General features: G+C 67.0%; 16 protein-coding genes, 1 pseudogene and 1 riboswitch. Of the genes and pseudogenes, 10 read left to right on the forward strand and 7 right to left on the reverse strand.

Going from position 1 to position 19,496, the window contains the following annotated elements; genetic code table 11:
• Positions 1 to 34: 34 nt before the first annotated feature.
• Entirely contained in the window at positions 35 to 1,240 is a 1,206-nt protein-coding gene (locus WAX14_RS18235; protein ID WP_422629474.1) for a CaiB/BaiF CoA transferase family protein, read from the forward strand.
• Entirely contained in the window at positions 1,237 to 2,151 is a 915-nt protein-coding gene (locus tag WAX14_RS18240; protein ID WP_422629458.1) for an HpcH/HpaI aldolase/citrate lyase family protein, read from the forward strand. The genes WAX14_RS18235 and WAX14_RS18240 overlap by 4 nt, the downstream gene beginning before the upstream one ends.
• Before the next feature lie 24 nt (positions 2,152 to 2,175).
• Here the strand turns inward: WAX14_RS18240 and WAX14_RS18245 are convergent, their stop codons facing one another.
• From WAX14_RS18245 to WAX14_RS18265, 5 genes are read right to left on the reverse strand one after another with little or no spacing between them, the layout of a single operon-like run.
• Entirely contained in the window at positions 2,176 to 2,736 is a 561-nt protein-coding gene (locus WAX14_RS18245) for a DUF7676 family protein (protein ID WP_422629459.1), read from the reverse strand.
• On the reverse strand, positions 2,733 to 3,380 hold the full coding sequence (locus WAX14_RS18250) for a (2Fe-2S)-binding protein (RefSeq protein ID WP_422629460.1): 648 nt from the start codon (positions 3,378 to 3,380) through the stop codon (positions 2,733 to 2,735). Before WAX14_RS18250 ends, WAX14_RS18245 begins: the two co-directional genes overlap by 4 nt.
• Positions 3,373 to 4,185 (reverse strand): ABC transporter ATP-binding protein, encoded by an 813-nt coding sequence (locus WAX14_RS18255; RefSeq protein WP_422629461.1) that lies wholly within the window; start codon positions 4,183 to 4,185, stop codon positions 3,373 to 3,375. Before WAX14_RS18255 ends, WAX14_RS18250 begins: the two co-directional genes overlap by 8 nt.
• Entirely contained in the window at positions 4,182 to 5,285 is a 1,104-nt protein-coding gene (locus tag WAX14_RS18260) for a FecCD family ABC transporter permease (RefSeq protein ID WP_422629462.1), read from the reverse strand. The genes WAX14_RS18255 and WAX14_RS18260 overlap by 4 nt, the downstream gene beginning before the upstream one ends.
• A complete protein-coding gene (locus tag WAX14_RS18265; RefSeq protein WP_422629463.1) occupies positions 5,282 to 6,553 on the reverse strand; it encodes an ABC transporter substrate-binding protein in 1,272 nt (423 codons plus the stop codon). The genes WAX14_RS18260 and WAX14_RS18265 overlap by 4 nt, the downstream gene beginning before the upstream one ends.
• A 40-nt stretch (positions 6,554 to 6,593) precedes the next feature.
• A riboswitch (cobalamin riboswitch) is annotated at positions 6,594 to 6,715 on the reverse strand.
• 36 nt (positions 6,716 to 6,751) lie between these two features.
• Here WAX14_RS18265 and WAX14_RS18270 point away from each other — a divergent pair.
• From WAX14_RS18270 to WAX14_RS18290, 5 genes and pseudogenes are all read left to right on the forward strand, one after another.
• Complete coding sequence (locus tag WAX14_RS18270; protein ID WP_422629464.1) at positions 6,752 to 7,708, forward strand: formylglycine-generating enzyme family protein; 957 nt, start codon at positions 6,752 to 6,754, stop codon at positions 7,706 to 7,708.
• 87 nt (positions 7,709 to 7,795) lie between these two features.
• On the forward strand, positions 7,796 to 10,123 hold the full coding sequence (locus WAX14_RS18275) for an arylsulfatase (protein ID WP_422629465.1): 2,328 nt from the start codon (positions 7,796 to 7,798) through the stop codon (positions 10,121 to 10,123).
• A 141-nt stretch (positions 10,124 to 10,264) separates the two neighbouring features.
• Positions 10,265 to 12,095 (forward strand): annotated as a pseudogene (locus tag WAX14_RS18280) (ABC transporter ATP-binding protein).
• Complete coding sequence (locus WAX14_RS18285) at positions 12,088 to 13,899, forward strand: ABC transporter ATP-binding protein (protein WP_422629466.1); 1,812 nt, start codon at positions 12,088 to 12,090, stop codon at positions 13,897 to 13,899. Before WAX14_RS18280 ends, WAX14_RS18285 begins: the two are co-directional and overlap by 8 nt.
• A 9-nt stretch (positions 13,900 to 13,908) precedes the next feature.
• Positions 13,909 to 14,586, forward strand: coding sequence for a TetR/AcrR family transcriptional regulator (locus WAX14_RS18290; protein WP_422629467.1), 678 nt, complete (start codon positions 13,909 to 13,911; stop codon positions 14,584 to 14,586).
• A gap of 35 nt (positions 14,587 to 14,621) precedes the next feature.
• On the opposite strand, the gene WAX14_RS18295 is transcribed toward WAX14_RS18290, so the two are convergent.
• The gene (locus tag WAX14_RS18295; protein ID WP_422629468.1) at positions 14,622 to 15,215 is read right to left on the reverse strand and encodes a PadR family transcriptional regulator; all 594 of its coding nucleotides are present in this window, start codon (positions 15,213 to 15,215) and stop codon (positions 14,622 to 14,624) included.
• Between the two features lie 132 nt (positions 15,216 to 15,347).
• On the opposite strand from WAX14_RS18295, the gene WAX14_RS18300 reads away from it, so the two are divergent.
• The 3 genes from WAX14_RS18300 to WAX14_RS18310 are packed head-to-tail and all read left to right on the forward strand — an operon-like array spanning position 15,348 to position 18,830.
• On the forward strand, positions 15,348 to 16,478 hold the full coding sequence (locus WAX14_RS18300) for a Rieske 2Fe-2S domain-containing protein (protein WP_422629469.1): 1,131 nt from the start codon (positions 15,348 to 15,350) through the stop codon (positions 16,476 to 16,478).
• Position 16,479: 1 nt separating this feature from the next.
• The gene (locus WAX14_RS18305; RefSeq protein WP_422629470.1) at positions 16,480 to 17,469 is read left to right on the forward strand and encodes a PDR/VanB family oxidoreductase; all 990 of its coding nucleotides are present in this window, start codon (positions 16,480 to 16,482) and stop codon (positions 17,467 to 17,469) included.
• Between the two features lie 17 nt (positions 17,470 to 17,486).
• Positions 17,487 to 18,830, forward strand: a complete 1,344-nt coding sequence (locus WAX14_RS18310) for an MFS transporter (protein ID WP_422629471.1) — start codon at positions 17,487 to 17,489, stop codon at positions 18,828 to 18,830.
• A gap of 36 nt (positions 18,831 to 18,866) precedes the next feature.
• On the opposite strand, the gene WAX14_RS18315 is transcribed toward WAX14_RS18310, so the two are convergent.
• Positions 18,867 to 19,496: THUMP-like domain-containing protein (locus tag WAX14_RS18315; RefSeq protein ID WP_422629472.1), on the reverse strand; the 630-nt coding region annotated here is incomplete at its 5' end.

Below are 19,496 nucleotides of genomic sequence, written 5' to 3' on the forward strand. Positions count from 1 at the left end.
CTCGAGTCCGCGCGGCACGATGCTGCAGGGAACAATGCTGCAGGGAATCCGGGTACTCGACATGGCCACCCTGGCCGCGGGCCCACTCGCAGCCACCTATCTCGGCGAATTCGGCGCCGACGTAATCAAGATCGAACAGCCGCAGGGTGGCGATCCGATCCGCGGATGGGGCGTCCAGAAGAACGGGATCGGGCTCGTCTGGAAGAGCATCGGACGCAACAAGCGGTCCGTCACGGTCGATCTCCGCACCGCCGACGGCCAGGAACTGGTTCGGCGCCTCGCCGCGAAATGCGATGTCGTCGTCGCGAACACCCGGCCTCACACCCTCACCCGTTGGGGCCTGGACTACGACACGCTGCGACGAATCAATCCGAAGATCGTGATGCTGCATGTCACCGGATTCGGGTTGACCGGCCCCAAGTCGTCGCGCCCAGGATTCGGGACCCTCGGTGAGGCCATGAGCGGATTCGCCCACACCACAGGCGAATCCGACGGACCCCCGACGCTCCCCTCGTTCATGCTCGCGGACGGCGTGGCATCGTTGAACGCCGCGTATTCGATCATGATGGCGCTGTACCACCGGGACGTTCACGACGCGGACGGCCAGCTCATCGACGTCAACCTGGTCGATCCGCTGGCACGACTGCTCGAACAGTCGCTGCTCTCCTACGATCAGACCGGTGCGATCGCACAGCGCAGCGGAAACCGGTGGGGCATCTCGGCACCGCGCAACACCTATCGGACCAAGGACGACCGGTGGCTCGCGATGTCTGCCAGTTCACCGACCATCGCACTCCGGGTGTTCCGGGCGATCGGCCGCGACGACCTCGTCGACGATCCGGACTTCTCGGATGCACAGCGACGGCTGGCACGGCTCGACGAGGTCGACACGATCGTCGCCGACTGGGTTGCGCAGCACACCCTCGACGACGCGATGGACGTCTTCGAACGAGGCGAGATCGCCGCGGCGCCCGTCTACGACATCTCCCAACTCCTCGACGACGAACAGATGCGGGCCCGGGAAGTGTTCGTCCGCATCGACGATCCCGAACTCGAGAGCCTGCTCGTGCAGGCTCCCGTACCGCGATTCTCCGACAGCACCGGAATCGTGGATGCCCTCGGACCCACGCTGGGTGCCCACACCACGGAAGTCCTCACCGAGGTCCTCGGTCTCACCGGCACCCAGATCGCCGATCTGTGTGACCGCAACATCATCACATCGGAAGGAAACGTCTCTTGACCTCCACGGCACGTCCACTCCGACGGTCCGAACTGGCGACCCCCGCATCGAACGAGCGAATGTTCGCCAAGGCCGCTGCCGCAGGCGCCGACCTCGTCTTCCTGGATCTGGAAGACGCGGTGGCACCCGCATTCCGCGAGGAAGCACGCGGCAAGGCCGTACGTGCGCTCAACGAGTACGACTGGGGATCCACGGCCCGCGCGATCCGAATGAACGGCATCGACACCCGCTGGGCCTACGGCGACGTCGTCGAGGTGCTCACCGGCGCCCGCGAGAATCTCGACGTCATCATCGTTCCCAAAGTCACTGCAGCGCGCGATGTCTGGTGGGTCGACACCCTGCTCACCCAGGTCGAGGACACCCTCGGGATGACCAAGCGGATCCGACTCGAGGTGCTCATCGAGGACGTCGCCGGTGTGGCGAACGCCGAGGACATCGCCGTCTCGAGCCCGCGACTGGACGCGCTGATCTTCGGTGCCGGCGACCTGTCGGTCTCGCAGGGGGCGCGGGTCGACACGAACTTCGCGCCCCGCGACGAGTACCCCGGCGACTTCTGGCACTACGCTCGTATGAAGGTACTCACCGCCGCGCGCATCGGCGGACTGCTCGCGATCGACGCGCCGTATCCCGACTTCACCGACGCTACCGGGTACGAACGTGACGCACGGCGGGCCGCGGCCCTCGGGTTCAGCGGCAAGTGGGCGATCCACCCGTCCCAGATCGAGATCGCCAACGACGTGTACTCACCCACCGAGGACGAGGTCCGGCGTGCGAAGAGGAACCTCGAGGCCTACCGCGAGGCGGAGGCCCAAGGACTCGGAGCGACCAGCGTCGACGGCCAACTGGTCGACGCCGCACATGTCAAGCTTGCCCTCGCGGTCCTCGAACAAGCGGAGCGCGCGCGGCGCTGACGGTCGATCGGGAGTGCCGGTCGATCAGGAGTGCCGGAAACCACTGCCCGTGCGGTCCCTTGGGTCCGATGCCAGGCCCAGAAAATCCGCGCGGATCCGGTCCCATGCTTCGAGGTGTTCCCAGATCGGTTCGTCGGTCAACTGTTGGGTGTTGGTGAGGAACGGGTTGGGCAACATGATCGTCAGCATCTGCTCGTCGCGACCGTTGAACATCCGCAGACCCCACGAGGAGACGGTGTCGTCCGAGCCGATCCGGCGGTACAACTCGGCTCTGCTGCAGCGGCGGATCCGGCCGAGTTCCGGTCCGCTCGCGGTGTGTTCGCCGATACACAGGTGAAAATGCCACCGGCCGAAATCGACTGTGACGTACCCGTCGGACATGCCGATCTTCGTCGGAGCGTTCGGTGCTGCGACTTCCAGCGCCGAGCCTTCGATGATGACACCGAACCACATCTCGTTCCAATAGTCCTCGAACAACACCCGGACCAGCCGCAGCAGACTGTCCTCGTCGGCGGGTAGTGGCCAACGCTGTTCGCGCCCACCACCTTCGGTGGTGGTGATCTCCGGATCGACAACGACTGTCACAGAATCTCCTTCGGCTGGGGCCGTGGTGCGGTGGGGAAGACACAATCACCGCACACCCCACCCGAGGGGGTGCGGTAGTACAGGCAGCAACTGCGTCGCCGGCCGGTCGGCCGGTCGATCGTGTGGACGAGACGAGCGTCGGCGAGCAGTGCATCGACCAGTGGCCGCGCATCGGGCCCGATCACCCGGCCGGCACCGATCAGTGCCGACGCCGTGTTGCCCCACATGAGGCCGGGCGCGACGATGTCGCGCCACGCCGCAACGAGGGGTTCGACCTGCCGGTCGAGGACTTCGGTGGCGGTATCGTCACCGAGTTCCGGTGTGACGATATGTATTCGCAGTCCCGCATCGTCGCGCCACAGCACCTGGTCGGGGTCGAGACAGATGCACCGCCGCGAGTCGGTCACCGAACCGACGGCCACCGACCACAGCCGTGCGACGTACCCGAAGAACCACGTCGATGCCGCCACTCGTGGTTCGCCGGTGCCCATCCGCGCGGCCATACCGGATACCAGGGCATCTCGGGTCGCGGGATCGCGCAGTTCGGAGGTGGGACGCCACGCGTCGTCGACCGGGCCGGTGGTCACGCGGAAGTACGGGCTCCAGGCTGCGATCCGGTGGAGCACCTCGACGGCGTCAGACACGACTGTCCTCCGGTTCGAGATCGAACACCATCGTCTGCGGATCGAACCGCATTCGCCCGCGGTCGAACGCCGCACCGATACGGCCGGATTCCGCCAGTGCCGCAGGGGTGTGGCACACCAGGCCGTCGGCGTCGAGCAGCCACATCCGGTCGGACACCCGCAGGGCGAGTTCGAGTTCGTGGGTGGACATCACCACTGCCAGGTTCTGCTCCCGGGCCAGCCGCCGCAGAACATCGACGAGTTCGACCCGCGACGGTACGTCCAGGAACGAGGTGGGTTCGTCGAGAACCAGCAGCGACGGCTCCTGGGCGAGCGCACGTGCGGTGAGGCTGCGCTGCCGCTGCCCGTCGGACAACTCGGCGAATTGACGGGTGGCGAGTGCGGTGGCACCGACGGCGTCGAGTGCCCATTCGACCGCGGCCCGGTCCTCGGGAGTGAGCCTGGCCCTGGCAGGCAGGTGCGGAGTCCGCCCCAGCGCGACGAGTTCCCGCACCGTGAGCAGTCCCGGATCGATCCGCTCGGTGAGCACCACCGAGATACGGGTCGCGAGATCCGCGGGGGTGATCGTCGCAACATCCGCACCGTCGACGAGGACCTGCCCGCGCAACGCCGGTTGCAGACCGCACAACGCGCGCAGCAGCGTCGACTTTCCTGCCCCGTTGGGGCCGACGAGCGCGGTGAGTTCGCCGCGCCGGGCGAACGCGTCCAATCCGGCGGCGATCACCGTGGCTGCGCCGCGCCGCAGCGTTCGGCGGCGGGTGTAGCCGATCGTCAGATCCCGTAGTTCGACACCGGACGTGTTCACAGCGCAGCCCCCATTGCGCCGCGACGACTGCGGATGAGCACACCGATCACGACCGGTGCGCCGATGATCGCGGTAACCGCGTTGAGCGGGAACACCGTATCGGTGCCCGGCATCTGGCTCACGATCCCGCACACCAACGCCACTACTGCGCCGAGCAACGCGACGCCCGGCAACAGCACCCGATGGTCCGAGGTGCCGAATGCGGTGCGCGCCAAGTGCGGAACGATCAGACCGAGGAATCCGATCGGACCGCAGAACGCCGTCGTGACACCGGCGAGCAGTGCCGCCGACACGACCGTCGTCAACCGCACCGTGCGGATGTCGATTCCCATCGACCGGGCATAACCCTCACCGAGCAGCAACGCATTCAGTGCCCGGACCGTGAGCAGAGCGACGACGATCCCTCCGACGACCACCGGCACGAGCAGCGTCAGATCCGACCATGTCGTGGCGGTGAAACTACCGAGCCCCCACACGAGGAACTGCTGACTGCGCTGCGGGTCCGCGTAGACCAGCAGCACGGACACGATCGCCGTGGTCGCCGAACCGAGCATCACCCCGATGAGGAGCAGCGTCACCGCCGATCGCACCCACCGCGACAGCACCACGATCAGCATCAGCACCGCCCCCGCACCGAGAGCTGCCGCGATGACGACCCCGGCACGTCCGAGCCCGGCCAGACTCGCGGTAAAACCTCCCGCGCTGCCACCGCCGATCACGACGACGACGGCGACGCCGAGGCTGGCACCGGAACTCGCGCCGAGGATGAACGGGTCGGCGAGGGCGTTGCGGAACAGTGTCTGCATCTGTAGTCCGGCGATACCGAGGGCCGCACCCACAGCGATCGCGGTGATCGTGCGCGGCAACCGGAGTTCCCGCACGACCATGTCCCACCGCGGATCGGAGGCGTCTCGACCGGACAGCACCCGCAGCGTCTCCTCGAGCGGCACCGTCACCGAGCCGATGGTCACCGACAGGATCGACGCGACCAGGACGGCGACGATCGCGGCCGCGAGCACCACTACCGGACGTGATGTGCGCGGAGACGACCCGAGGTCGGGTTCACGCGCGGGGTGCGGCGGCGCGGCGACGCTGGTCATCTCGGAAGCTGCTGGTAGAACGTGAACTCGTGACCGGGCAGAAGCTCCGGGTGAAGAATCGCGACGATATCGGCCAGGACCAGATCGGGTCTCAGCACGCCGCGTTCATAGAAGTCGTTGCCCCCGTTCGGGCCCAGCGCCTTGTTCGCGTTCCATACCTCGCCCGCGCGAACAGCTGCGAGTTCGCCGTACCGCTCGTCGTCGGCGAGTGCATCACCGATCGTGGACCACCTGTTCACCACCAGCCAGGTGGGGGCGTCGGACGCCTCCGCGACGACGGCCTCGAAGTCGAGAGGGAGCGATCCGGTGGTGGTCACGTCCTGCCACGGCCACTGCGCACCTGCGTCGTGGAGCAACCGGCCCAGGTAGCTGCCACCGGAAGTCATGTACCAGGCACCCTGTGTCAGGGCTCCCGGGAGAACCGGGGCGTGTTCGGCGCCGTCGGCGTTCGCCGCCACCTCGAGGTAGCGCTCACGGATATCGCCGTAGACCTGCGCGGCTGCGCGCTCCTTGCCGGTGAGCGCGGCCATGACCTTGATCCATTCGGCTCGGCCCAGTGGCGATGCCTCGAGCCACTCGGCGTTGGCGACGACACCGATCCCTGCCGCGCGCAGTTGCGTGTATGCCGGATCGTCCGTGCCACCGGTCATCAGCACGTCGGGTGCGGCGAGGACGACTGCCTCGGTGTCGATGGTGCCGCCCGCGGCGTACTCGACGATGTCGCCGGACGCGATACGGTCGATCACCGACGAACCGGACACGTAGGAGCCGTTCGCGACCCCGGTGAGCACGTCGAGCACGTCCAGTTCGGTGACGAGCGGCAGGTGGGTCGTCGATCCTGAGTACAGGCTCGCGATCGGCACCTGGATCTGCTGGGCATCGGCCAAGGAACCGGACAGTTCCGGGTCCGGGGCGCCACACTTGACCAGCACATACGATTCGGGCTTCGCTCCGGGGAACGGCTCGTTCACCGTGAGCACCTGATAGCTGTTCGCGTAGGTAATCGAGAAGTTTCCGGCGTCGACGATCGCGGACTTGTCGGGAAAGTAGTCGACCGCCGGATCGAAGTCGGTGACGCAACCGTCCACGGCTGCTTCCGTACCGGAGATCGAGCGATCGGAGGTCGTGCGATCGGAGGTCGGGGTATCGGAAGTGGTCGAGCAGCCGACGAGCAGCACACTCACCGTCGTCAGTACCGCAAGAGCTTTCGGTGATGCTGCGGCTTTCGGTGATGCTGCGGCTTTCGGTGATGCTGCGCGCACACGCATGGCGATGACGCCCTCTCTCGGGGAGATCCGCCCCGCGCAAGGAAATGCGGCGACGTGAGTATCTGACTCCCGGGAAACTGCTTCCCGGTCACAGTGGCGGGACCGTGCCGGAGTTTCACCGGCTTCCTCGTGCGTCGTCACGATTGACCGGCCGAAATTAGCACACCCCGCCGGGCCGGCCGTGCGACCCTGACCTCCATGACGCGGGCAGCGGCGAAGAACATGGTTCCGATTCCGAGTGGCACGTTCTGGATGGGGTCGGCGGACTTCTACCCGGAGGAGCGGCCCGTGCACCAGGTGACGGTCGACGGATTCTGGATGGACGAGCATCCGGTGACCGTCGCCGAGTTCCGCCGGTTCGTGGCGGACACCGGATATGTCACGACCGCGGAGGTCGCACCCGATCCCGACCAGTACCCGGGTGCCGACCCGACCCTGCTCGTCCCCGGCTCGCTGGTGTTCACGCCGCCGCCCGGCCCGGTCCCGCTCGACGACTACACCCGCTGGTGGTCCTTCGCGCCCGGCGCCGACTGGCATCACCCGGAGGGACCCCAGGGCAACGTCGGGGGCCGGGAACGGCATCCCGTGACGCACGTGTCCTATTTCGATGCCCTGGAATACGCCGAGTGGGCGGGCAAGGAACTGCCGACCGAGGCGCAGTGGGAGTTCGCCGCCAGGGGCGGTCTCGACCGCAAACCGTTCGTGTGGGGCGACGAGCACGAACCGGGCGGCCGACCCGGCGGGAACGTCTGGCAGGGCGAATTCCCGTGGCAGAATCTGCTCGCCGACGGGTTCGCCGGCACTTCCCCGGTCGGGCACTTCCGGCCGAACGGATATCACCTCAGTGACATGGCGGGCAACGTCTGGGAGTGGACGAGCGACTACTTCGCCGGTGATCACGCGGCGAGCGGCCGAAACGTCGCGCCGGTGTCGTCGTGCTGCATTCCGGCGAACCCCCGCGTCGACGCGCGTCCACCGACCGGCCTCGTGGCAGGCCACGAATACCACGAGCCGTTTCCGCGGCGCGTGATCAAGGGCGGCTCGCACCTGTGTGCGCCGAACTACTGCCTGCGCTACCGTCCCGCGGCCCGGCAAGGCGAGACCGAGGAGACCTCGACCGCCCACATCGGCTTCCGGTGCGTTCTCCGAGGGTGATCCGCACAGTTCACCCGTTGCGGGTGACGCCGCGGCGAGGCATCCGGTGGTGAACTGAGCACACGTGAACCGAGGGGGAACTCGACCATGAACCACGAGTTGCGGACAGCACCGATTCCCGGTGGCGAGAGCCTGCCGTTTCCGCCGGAGCCGTCGGGGAGCATCGCGGGCCGCACCATGCAGGAGTCGGTGTACAGCCCGCGCACGCACCAGCGCCGGCTTCCCGCCGACGCCCCCAACATCGTCGTCGTCCTCATCGACGACGCCGGGCCCGGCCTGCCGAGTGGATTCGGTGGCGAGGTGAACACCCCCACCCTCGATCGGATGCTCGACGAGGGCGTCGGCTACAACCGGTTCCACACGACCGCGATGTGTTCGCCGACCCGCGCATCGCTGCTCACCGGACGCAACCATCATCGTGTCGGCAACGGGCAGATCGCGGAGCTTGCCAACGACTGGGACGGCTACTCCGGCCACATCCCCAAGTCGAGTGCGACAGGTGCCGAGGTACTGCGCCACTACGGGTACACCACCGCCGCGTTCGGGAAATGGCACAACACCCCGGCGGAGGAGACCACCGCCGCCGGGCCTTTCGACAATTGGCCCACCGGCGTCGGCTTCGACTACTTCTACGGGTTCCTCGCCGGCGAGGCATCGCAGTACGAGCCGAATCTCGTCCGCAACACCACCGTGGTGCTGCCCCCGAAGACACCCGAGGAGGGCTACCACCTGAGCGAGGATCTCGCGGACGACGCGATCGGTTGGTTGCGCCGCCACAAGGCTCTCGACGCCGACCGGCCGTTCTTCATGTATTGGGCCAGCGGCTGCCTACACGGCCCACACCACATCATGAAGGACTGGGCCGATCGGTATTCGGGGAAGTTCGACGACGGCTGGGACGCCTACCGGGAGCGCGTGTTCACGCGCGCGAAGGAAGCGGGCTGGATCCCACCGGAGGCCGAACTCACCGACCGCGACCCCACCATGACGGCGTGGGACGACATTCCCGAGGACGAGAAGCCGTTCCAGCGCCGCCTCATGGAGGTGGCGGCCGGGTACGCCGAACATTGCGACGTGCAGGTGGGGCGATTGTTCGACGAACTCGACCGGCTCGGCTACCGCGACAACACCCTGGTTCTCTACATCTGGGGCGACAACGGCTCCTCCGGGGAAGGCCAGGACGGAACCATTAGTGAACTGTTGGCGCAGAACGGGATTCCGACGACCACGGCGCAGCACATTGCGGCCCTCGACGAACTCGGCGGGCTCGACGTCCTCGGATCACCGAAAACCGACAACATGTACCACGCGGGGTGGGCGTGGGCGGGCAGCACACCGTACAAGGGCATGAAGTTGCTCGCATCGCACCTCGGCGGAACCCGTAACCCGATGGTCGCGCGATGGCCGGCGCACATCACCCCGGACCGGACCCCGCGCACCCAGTTCCTGCACTGCAACGACTTGGTGCCCACCTTCTACGATCTGCTCGGCATCACCGCGCCCCGCAGCGTGAACGGAATCCACCAGGACCCGATCGACGGCGCCAGCTTCGCGCAGACCCTCGTCGACCGGGAGGCGAAGGCGGGCAAACTCACCCAGTACTTCGAGATCATGGGCAGCCGCGCGATCTACCACGACGGGTGGATGGCCTCGGCGTTCGGACCCCGGGCGCCGTGGCTGCAGGGCATGCCCGGCGGAATCCGCGACTGGAATCCCGACGACGACGTCTGGGAGCTCTACCATCTCGATGAGGATTGGACGCAGAGCCGTGACCTGGCCGGCGAGCACCCTGAGAAGCTCGCCCAGCTCCGGGAGATCTTTGCGATCGAGGCCGCGAAGAACAACGTCCTGCCGGTCGGTGGCGGACTCTGGGTGGTGGCGCTGCACCCCGAGCAGCGGATCACCACCCCGTACACGAGTTGGGAGTTCACCGGCGATGTCACTCGGATGCCCGAATTCTGCGCTCCCGCATTGGGAAACAAGAACAACCATGTCACCGTCCAGTTGACCGTCCCCGAGAGCGGGAGCGGTGTCCTCTACGCGCTCGGCGGCAACGGTGGCGGACTGACCTGCTATCTCGACGACGGCTACCTGTGTTACGAGTACAACCTGTTCATCCTGATGCGCACCAAGATGCGTTCAGCAGCACCGATCCCGCCGGGTGAGCACACCGTCGAAGTGTTCACCGAGTACGCCGAGGCTCGTCCCGGTGGCCCGTTGAACGTCCGGATGTGTGTCGACGGGCAGCAGGTCGGCGACACTACCGTGCCGGTCAGCGCGCCCCTGTTGTTCACCGCGAACGACTGCCTGGACATCGGTACGTGCCTCGGTTCCCCGGTGTCACTCGACTACTACGATCGCGCGCCGTTCCCGTTCGACGGCACCATCGACACCGTCGTGGTCGAGTACATCTGACACGGGAGTCCCGCACCACGACCCCGCCGGAGAATCTCCGGCGGGGTTTTCACGTAGACAATTAACTCCATTAAGAGTTAGGTTAACCTCGCTTTAGTTCAGTCGATCCGGTACCACTCAGCGAGGCGAAGCGGACAGCACATGGCGCACACATCGACCACGGCGGGTTCGGCGCACACGTCCGACACTCCCGCCCCCACCCGAACACTCGAAGCCGACTCGATGCAGCAGAAGCACCGGGCCGGTTCGGCAGCATTGACCGAACTCCTGCGGCCGATTCGCGGACAGATCCTGCTCGGCAGAATCCTCGCCGCGCTGTCCGGCATCCTGGCGATCGCCCCGTACATTGCACTGGTCCAACTGGGCAATGTGCTGATCACCGCATACAACGCCGGCGAATCGCCGAACGCGGGCGAAGTCGGCGGAATCGTCCGGTTCCTGATCGGATCCTTCGTGGCCCAACTCGCGTGCTACTTTCTCGCCCTGCTGGTAACGCACTTCGCAGACCTGAAACTCTCCCGCATCCTGCGCGAACAGATCATCGAACGGATCGCGCACGCGCCGCTGGCGTGGTTCTCCGCCGCGACCTCCGGCCGGATCCGCAAGGCGATTCAGGACGATACGAAGACTGTGCACACTCTTGTAGCCCACGCCCCGGTGGAGACCGCAGCGGCCACCGTCACTCCGGTCGCATTGACCGCCTATGCCTTCGTCATCGACTGGCGTCTGGGACTACTGGCGGTCGCCACCCTGCCGATCTACCTCGCCATCCAGATGTCGTCGATGGCCGGAATGTCGGAGAAGACCGCCGAGATGGACGTGCAACTCGGCCGCGTCTCCGCCACCGCGGTCGAGTTCGCCGACGGAATCTCCGTGGTCAAATCGTTCGGCCGGGTCGGGCGGGCACACGAACGATTCGCCCGCTCGGCCGCCGACTTCGCCGACTTCTACTACGCGTGGGTCGGCCCGATGCTGCGCCGCTCTGCGATCTCGCGTTCCTTCGTCTCGGTGCCTGTCCTTCTCCTGGTGAACATCGGACTCGGGTCACTGCTGGTGCAGGCCGGGTCCGTGCAGACCGCGGATTTGCTGGCGACCACACTCATCGCGCTCGTCATCCCCGGCACGGTCGAGGTCGTCAGTAACTCGGCCTGGGCGTACCAACTCGCCGGCGGCGCCGCGCTGCGCATTCGGGAAAGCCTCGATACCCCGGCACTCACCGACACCGACGACGGCGCGCGGCCGGAATCAACCCGCGTCGAGTTCGACCGAGTCACCTTCTCCTACAGCTCTACTCGCGCGCTCGACGAGGTCTCGGCGGTGCTGGAACCGGGTACCGTCACCGCACTCGTCGGCGAATCGGGATCGGGCAAGTCGACGATGGCGACCATGCTGGCCAGGTTCCAGGTTCCAGGATCCCGATCAGGGGACGGTCCGCATCGGCGGAATCGACCTGCGCCGGATTCCGGCCGAAACGCTGTACCGGACAGTTTCGTTCGTCCTCCAGGATCCGCAACTTCTGCGGATCAGCCTGCGTGAGAACATTCGGTTGGCACGGCCCGACGCCGACGACCGTCAGATCATGGACGCCGCCCGGCACGCCCACATCGATCAAGAAATCATCGCGCTCCCCGCCGGACTGGACACCGTCTACGGCGACGGCACCTCGTTGTCCGGTGGGCAGGCACAACGCATCGCCATTGCCCGCGCGATCCTCGCCGACACCCCCATCCTGATCCTCGACGAAGCCCTCACCGCGACCGACGCCGACGCCGAAGCCGAGATCCAATCCGCCCTCAACAATCTCGTCGCCGGACGCACCGTCCTGGTCATCGCCCACCGCCCCGAGTCCGTCCGCGGCGCGGACCAGGTGATCGCCCTGGACCACGGCCGCATCGTCGCGCACCTCACCGGCGACGATGTCACCGATGCCGCGATCGCGCGCCTCATGGGAAGTGAAGCCCACCGTGCCTGAAACCACCCTGCCTGAAACCACCCTGCCTGAAACCACCTTGCTCCCGGACCCCCTGCACCTGGCCACCTACCGGCGTCAGCTCTCCGTCGCCGGCAACGCCACCCTGACCCGCGCTCTGATACTTCACGTCGTCGCCGGGATCTGTGAGGGCCTGGCACTGCTGTCGTTGCTACCGATCTCGACCGTCCTCGTCCACGGCGGTACGGCGTGGGGACTCACGCTCGGCGGCTGGCTCGTGCTGCTCTCCTGCCTGGCAGCGGCCACCTTCGTGCTGCGCTACGTCGAGGAGATGGCCGGATACACCACCGCACTGGACTTCATCCGCGTCTCGCACCGGGCCATCGGCGACCACCTCGCCCGGCTACCGCTGGGCTGGTTCACCGCCTCACGCACGGGCGGCCTGTCCCGACTGGTCTCCGACGGTTTCATGAGTGCGGCCGCGGTGCTGGCACACATGCTGCAGACGGTGGTCGTCAACGCCGTCGCGCTGGTCACGCTCGTTGTCGGCGCATGGTTCTGGGACCCCCGCCTCGGTGTGGTGTTCACCGTCACCACCCTCGTCGCCGTGGTGGTGATGCGGGTAGCCCAGCGCATCAAGCGCGCCGGATTCGCGCTGACCGAAGCGTCCGACAACGAGATGGCCAACCGCGTCGTCGAATACGCGGTCTGTCAGCCGGCGCTGCGAGCCTCCGGCCGGGCCGACCGTTTCGCCCCGCTCGAACAAGCCGGCCGGGACAATCACGCGGCGCGGGTCAAGGACCTGTGGTGGAGCACCGGCGGCCTGATCCTCAACGGCCTGGCGGTGCAGGCGATCGTCGTCGCACTGATCGCGGTGTCGGCGAACCTCGCCGTCGGCGGCGACATCGACCCGATCGAGACCATCGCCTTCGTCGGCATCACTCTGCGTCTGACCCGCATCCTCGACGAACTCGGCGGCCAGTCGCTCGGGCTGGAATCGGGGCGGACACCGCTCCGGGAGATCCGCGCCATTCTCGACTCCCCGGTACTGCCCGAACCCGCGTCTACCGCGGACCGACCCGAGCCCGGTGCGATCGAGTTCGACCGGGTCACCTTCGGCTACAACGCCGCCGACCCCGTCCTGCACGAGGTGTCGTTCCGTGCCGAACCCGGCACCATGACCGCGTTGGTCGGCCGCTCCGGCTCCGGCAAAACTACCGTCGCGCGGCTGATCAGCCGGTTCTGGGATGTCCGGTCCGGCACCGTGTCGGTGGGCGGAGCCGACATCCGTAGCCAGCGCACCGAGGACCTGATGGACCAACTGTCCATGGTGTTCCAGGACGTCTACCTGTTCGACGACACACTCGAAGCCAACGTGCGGGTGGGGCGTCCCGACGCCACCGACGACGAGGTACACGAGGCGGCCACCCGCGCGGGTGTCACCGCCATCGCCGAACGACTACCCGACGGCTGGCAGACCCGAGTCGGCGAGGGCGGGCGGTCACTGTCCGGTGGGGAACGCCAGCGTGTGTCCATCGCGCGGGCGCTGCTCAAGCGGGCCCCGATCGTCCTGTTCGACGAAGCGACGAGCGCGCTGGACGCCGAGAACGAAGCCAACGTGCTGGCAAGCATGGACCGGATGCGGAAACAATCGACCTTCATCGTCGTCGCGCACCGACTCGACACGATCCGGCAAGCCGACAACATCCTGGTGCTCGACGACGGGCGGATCGTCGAACACGGCACGCATGCCGACCTGTTCGCCGCAGGTGGCCACTACCGGCACTTCTGGGACCGTCGGGCAGCAGCGGCCGGATGGTCGCTTCGGGGCGGGGCCGCCGAATAGGCTGGGACCGTGTCCCGCTCCCCCGGCCGTCGAACCGGCCCGAAACCCAGCTTCAGCGAGTCGGATGCCGTGCAGGCGGCGCTGTCGCTGGGGATCGACCGGTTCACGCTCGGCGAGGTGGCGAAGGCACTCGGGGTCTCGACCCCGTCGCTGTACCGGGTGATCGAATCGCGTGAACACCTGACCCACCTGTGCCTGGCCCGGGCAGCGGACCGAATGGAAACCCTGTCCGCCGACGTCGATCCGGGGCATTCCTGGCAGCAGATCGTGCGGGACTACGCCGCCGTCTTCTGGCAGGCCCTCGAGGAATATCCGGGGCTCGCCGGTGCGATCCTGGGTAACCCCGGTGCGCACGCGCATGTTCAGGGCTATCTCCGGATGCTGCGCGCCGCACTCCGCGAGGCCCGTTTCCCCGGGCCGGACGCGGATATCGACTTCGTCATCGACTTCGTCGGCGACACCGCCCTGGTGACTCATCTGGGTGTCAGTGCGATGCGGCAGACCGACTCGACGGGTGAACTCGGCATCACCACGACCCGCCGGATGGTGTCGGAGCAGTCCGGTCCCGGCGAGGAGCCGGTACTGCAGGCCGACGACTCGTGGGTGGACCGGGGTTGGCTCGACCGCAAGGTCGAGTTCATCGTCGCCGCCGTCGAGGCCGGGATCGGGGTGACGGGCGCGGTGTGACGGGCACCGGACGAGTTCGTGCGGGACCGATCCGATCACCCGCACCCCGGCGGCGACAGCTTGTCGACCAGTTCGAGTCCGGTACGTGCCCAAGCAATTTCGGCTTCACCACGTGCGATGAGTCCGTCGTAGGCGAACGCCTTGAATGCGACGATCCGCGCATGCTCCTCGGCGGGATACTTCCGCAATCGTTCCGAGATCGTCTCGTTGGTGGTGTCGAGAATCGCGGCGCGAATCACGGTCCAGTGGGCGATCTGCTCGGTGTAGTGAGCGATGTGCCGCTGTAGGCAATCGCGGGCACTGCCTGGATCCGCCCATTCGAAGTACGCGGCCCGCATGCGCACGGCGTCGCGCACCGGCGCGTAATCGAGGGGTGTATCCATCCATTCGCGGAATGCGCGAATCCCCGCGTCGGTGATCGAGTAGCGGGTCTTGGTGCTCTTCGGGCCCCAGCGCACCTGTTCGCCGTCGATGAGCCCCTCGCTCTCCATGCGCCGGAGTTCCGGATAGATCTGCGAGTCGGGGGCGTGCCACACGTGCCCGACCGATCCACCGAAGCGTTTCGCGGCGTCGTAGCCGGTCAGCGGCTCGGCCGTGAGCAGGGCGAGCAGGGCGTACCGCAGGCTCATCGTCGGTCACCACCTTTCTCGCCGGAGTATCCCATCCTTGCCAAAACACTATCTCCATAGTTAGTGTGTGTGCCAGCTCACTAACTATCTATGTTGATAGTTAGTTTCGGCCCAGCGATCGAAGGAACTCCCGTGACCGACCTCGGACCCGGCGGCGCCACCGCCAAGAACATGGCCTATCCCCTCAACGCCTGGTATGTCGCGGCGTGGGACCACGAGGTAGGGCGGCGCGACATCCTCGCCCGCACCGTCGCCGGGAAATCGCTGGCCCTCTACCGCACCGAGGACGGCCGCCCCGTCGCCCTCGCCGATGCCTGCTGGCATCGCCTCGCCCCACTGTCGATGGGCACACTCGTCGGCACCGACGGCATCCAATGTCCCTACCACGGACTGCAGTTCAACTCCGCCGGCCGGTGCACCCACATGCCGGCACAGCAGACGATCAATCCGTCGGCGATGGTCACCTCGTACCCGGTGGTCGAACGTCACCGATTCGTGTGGGTGTGGCCGGGTGATCCCCTGCAGGCAGACCCCGCCGCGATCCCCGACATGTTCCAGATGGACTCCCCCGAGTGGGCCGGCGACGGCCGCACCATCGACGTGCAGGCGAACTACCAACTCGTCCTCGACAATCTCATGGATCTCACGCACGAGGAGTTCGTGCACGCGTCGTCGATCGGGCAGGACGAGCTCAGCGAATCCGGATTCGTCGTCACTCACGACGACCACACCGTCACCGTCGCCCGGTGGATGCACAACATCGACGCACCGCCGTTCTGGCTCGCGAACATGCGGGACAAGTTCCCCGGCTTCGACGGCAAAGTCGACCGCTGGCAGATCATCGAGTTCCAGGCACCGTCGACGATTCGCATCGACGTCGGCGTCGCCGCGGCCGGCACCGGCGCACCCGACGGCGACCGCTCCCACGGCGTCAACGGCTTCGTCATGAACACGATCACACCGGTCGACGAGCGCACCGCACTGTACTTCTGGGCGTTCATGCGCAATTACCGGCTCGACAGCCAACTCATCACCACTCGCCTGCGCGACGGTGTCCACGGCGTCTTCGGGGAAGACGAAGAGATGCTCACCGCCCAGCAGAAGGCGATCGACGCCAATCCGGACCACGAGTTCTACAACCTCAACATCGACGCAGGCGGCATGTGGGTGCGGCGCCTCATCCAGCGCATGATCGAAGCCGAACGGGCGCTCGCCACCGATCCGGCCGTCACCGATCCAGTCGTCACCGAGGCGGTGCGCTGACATGAACACCACGCAGAGCACCTGGCAGCGCGGTCGCGTCGCGGCCGTCGACACGGCCGCCGATACGATCACGACGATCACGATCGCCACCGACGCACCGGTACGCCCCGAACCGGGCGCGCACCTCGACGTCCGTCTGCCCTCCGGCGACGTGCGCTCGTACTCCATCATCGGCGGCGGCCCCGACGGGCACGGCATCACTCTCGGTGTCCACCTGTCCCCCACCACCCGCGGTGGCTCCGCATACATGCACTCGCTGCGACCCGGCGACGATCTCGACATCACCGCCCCGATCCAGAACTTTCCGCTGCGGGTCGGCGCGGAAAGCTATGTGCTGCTGGCCGGTGGTGTCGGCATCACCGCGGTGACCGCGATGGGCGCTGCGCTGCGCCGGCTCGGAGCCGACTACCGATTCGTGTACGTCGGCCGCACCCGCACGGCGATGGCGTTGCTCCCCGAACTCCAGGCACTGCACGGGAATCGCCTCGAAACCCACATCGACGACGAGGGAACCGGACTCGATGTGGCCACCCTGGTCGGCGACGTCGACCGTGGCACCGAACTGTACATGTGCGGGCCGATCCGGCTCATGGACGCCGTCCGCAGATCGTGGGCCGAACGCGAACTCCCAACGACCGATCTCCGATACGAAACCTTCGGCAACAGTGGATGGTTCGATGCCGAAGAGTTCGTCGTCACCGTCCCGAAGCTCGGGGTCACCACCACCGTCACCACCGGCGAATCTCTGCTCGACGCGCTCGAACGCTCCGGCATCGACATGATGTTCGACTGCCGCAAGGGCGAATGCGGGCTGTGCCAGGTCGACGTGGTCTCCGTGGACGGCAGGGTCGACCACCGCGACGTGTTCTTCAGTGCAGAGCAGAAGGCCGCATCCTCCACACTGTGCGCGTGCGTGTCACGTGTCGCACAGTGCCCCGGCACTCCCGGTGCGCGTTCCGCACCGGGGGCCGTCACCCTCGACATCTCCTGACTCCCAGAAGGAACACCATGGACCTTCGTACTCGTATCGACTCCGCACCGATGCACCGCTACCAGTGGCTGATCGTCGGTCTGTGCGTCGTACTCAATATCCTCGACGGATTCGACGTCATGGCGCTGGCTTTCACGGCCAAGAGCATCGGTGCCGATTTCGGCCTCGGCGGTTCCGAGATCGGCATCGTTCTCAGCGCCGGACTGGTGGGGATGGCCATCGGCGCGCTGGCACTGGCGCCACTCGCCGATCGAATCGGCCGGCGTCCCCTCATCCTGTTCTCGGTCGCACTCGCCACCATCGGTATGGCGCTGTCCGCCACCGCAGGCTCGGTGTGGGAACTGGGCGTCTGGCGGGTGCTCACCGGACTCGGTATCGGCGGAATCCTCGCCTGCACCACCGTGATCGCCAGCGAATACTCCTCCGCGCGGTGGCGCGGCCTCGCCATCAGCATCTACACGGCCGGATACGGTGTCGGAGCTACCCTCGGTGGCATCGCCGCGGTGAGCCTGCAAGCCGAGTACGGCTGGCGCTCGGTGTTCGTCGTCGGCGCCGTCCTCACCGGTGCGGTCCTGGTCGTCCTCACCGTTCTGCTGCCGGAATCACTCGACTTCCTGACCGGCCGCGGACGCGCCTCCGACCTGCACCGGATCAACACCATCGCACGGCGCATCGGCCAGGCCCCCGTCACGGCGCTCGACAGCCCGTCCGATACCGGACTCGTTCGGGCCGGACGTATCTCGGATCTGTTCTCCGGCAGTAGCACTCGCCCGACCGTCTTGCTGTGGGCGGCATTCTTCACCACGATGTTCGGCTTCTACTTCGTCAACTCGTGGACGCCGTCACTGCTCGAGACCGCCGGACTCACCAAAGATCAGAGTGCCACCGCGGGCATGATGCTCACGCTCGGCGGCACCGTCGGATCGGTCCTGTTCGGTCTGCTCACCAGCCGGTGGTCCGCCCGCCTCGTCCTCATCGCCTTCACCACCGCCTCTGCGATCGTGATGGCCGTGTTCATCATGTCGATCTCGACCCTGACCGTCGCATTCGCGCTCGGCATCGTGATCGGCGGACTCATCAACGGCAGCATGGCGGGCCTGTACACCCTGGCTCCGTCACTGTACGGGCCGCAGGTACGGACCACCGGTGTCGGTTCGGCGATCGGCATCGGCCGCGCTGGTGCCATTCTCGCGCCCACCGCGGCGGGTGTCCTGCTCGACTCCGGATGGACACCGGAACAGCTGTACTTCGCGGTCGCCGGTGTCATCGCGCTCGCCGCAGTGGCACTGATCGCGATGAAGCCGGTCCACGCCGAATCCACCACTCCCGACACCGCATCCGCTCGCATCGCCGCGCACTAGCCGCACGAGCGGAATGGCACTGCGGCCCCACTCCGGCTAGCGCGAGGCCTCGCACACGAACGCTTCGGCGGTGCGCCCGATCCGGGTGAGCACCACCGACAGCGAACGCGACCCGCGCAGTTTGAGTCGGGGCCGCAGCACCGCGGGGTCGACGTCGACGCCGCGGACGAGGATCTCGGCGGCCCCGCAGTCATGCCGCGCGAGAGCCTGCTTCAAGGTCTTCTCGGTGTACTTGAACCGGTCGAGGATGCGGAACCCGCGTACCCCCTCCGGCAGGACGTCGCCGGTGAGATAGGCGATGCGCGGATCCAGTTGCCACAGACCGTGACTCGCCGCCCAGTGCCGGACCAGACCGGCCCGCACGATCGCGCCGTCCGGATCGACGATCCACGTCCCTGGCGGCCGGTCGTCGACGTCGTCCGGCATCGCGTCGGTGATCTCGAATCCGGTTCCGTCCGACCGCAGCACGCTCGCCCGGCGACGTACGCCGGGACTCGACAGGCCCGGCGAGTACAGGCACGCCTCCCGGACGCCGCCGTCGACGGAGACCACCTCGACCTCCCCCGCCCAGTCGAGCGCACCGAAGTCCAGCCCGGGCGCGCATTTGACGGCCAGGTTGCGGCCGGCGTACACGGTGAGCAGATCCGGCAACGGCGGTTGCAGCGC

The sequence above is a fragment of the Rhodococcus sp. (in: high G+C Gram-positive bacteria) genome, from assembly GCF_049299235.1.
Classification (GTDB): Bacteria; Actinomycetota; Actinomycetes; order Mycobacteriales; family Mycobacteriaceae; genus Rhodococcus.

Bases quoted from the DNA above. Each gene is read 5' to 3' on its own strand.
- WAX14_RS18305 (WP_422629470.1), top strand. From the start codon at position 16,480: ATGAACACCACGCAGAGCACCTGGCAGCGCGGTCGCGTCGCGGCCGTC.
- WAX14_RS18270 (WP_422629464.1), top strand. From the start codon at position 6,752: ATGACGCGGGCAGCGGCGAAGAACATGGTTCCGATTCCGAGTGGCACG.
- WAX14_RS18310 (WP_422629471.1), top strand. From the start codon at position 17,487: ATGGACCTTCGTACTCGTATCGACTCCGCACCGATGCACCGCTACCAG.
- WAX14_RS18235 (WP_422629474.1), top strand. From the start codon at position 35: ATGCTGCAGGGAATCCGGGTACTCGACATGGCCACCCTGGCCGCGGGC.
- WAX14_RS18265 (WP_422629463.1), bottom strand. From the start codon at position 6,553: ATGCGTGTGCGCGCAGCATCACCGAAAGCCGCAGCATCACCGAAAGCC.
- WAX14_RS18275 (WP_422629465.1), top strand. From the start codon at position 7,796: ATGAACCACGAGTTGCGGACAGCACCGATTCCCGGTGGCGAGAGCCTG.
- WAX14_RS18260 (WP_422629462.1), bottom strand. From the start codon at position 5,285: ATGACCAGCGTCGCCGCGCCGCCGCACCCCGCGCGTGAACCCGACCTC.
- WAX14_RS18295 (WP_422629468.1), bottom strand. From the start codon at position 15,215: ATGAGCCTGCGGTACGCCCTGCTCGCCCTGCTCACGGCCGAGCCGCTG.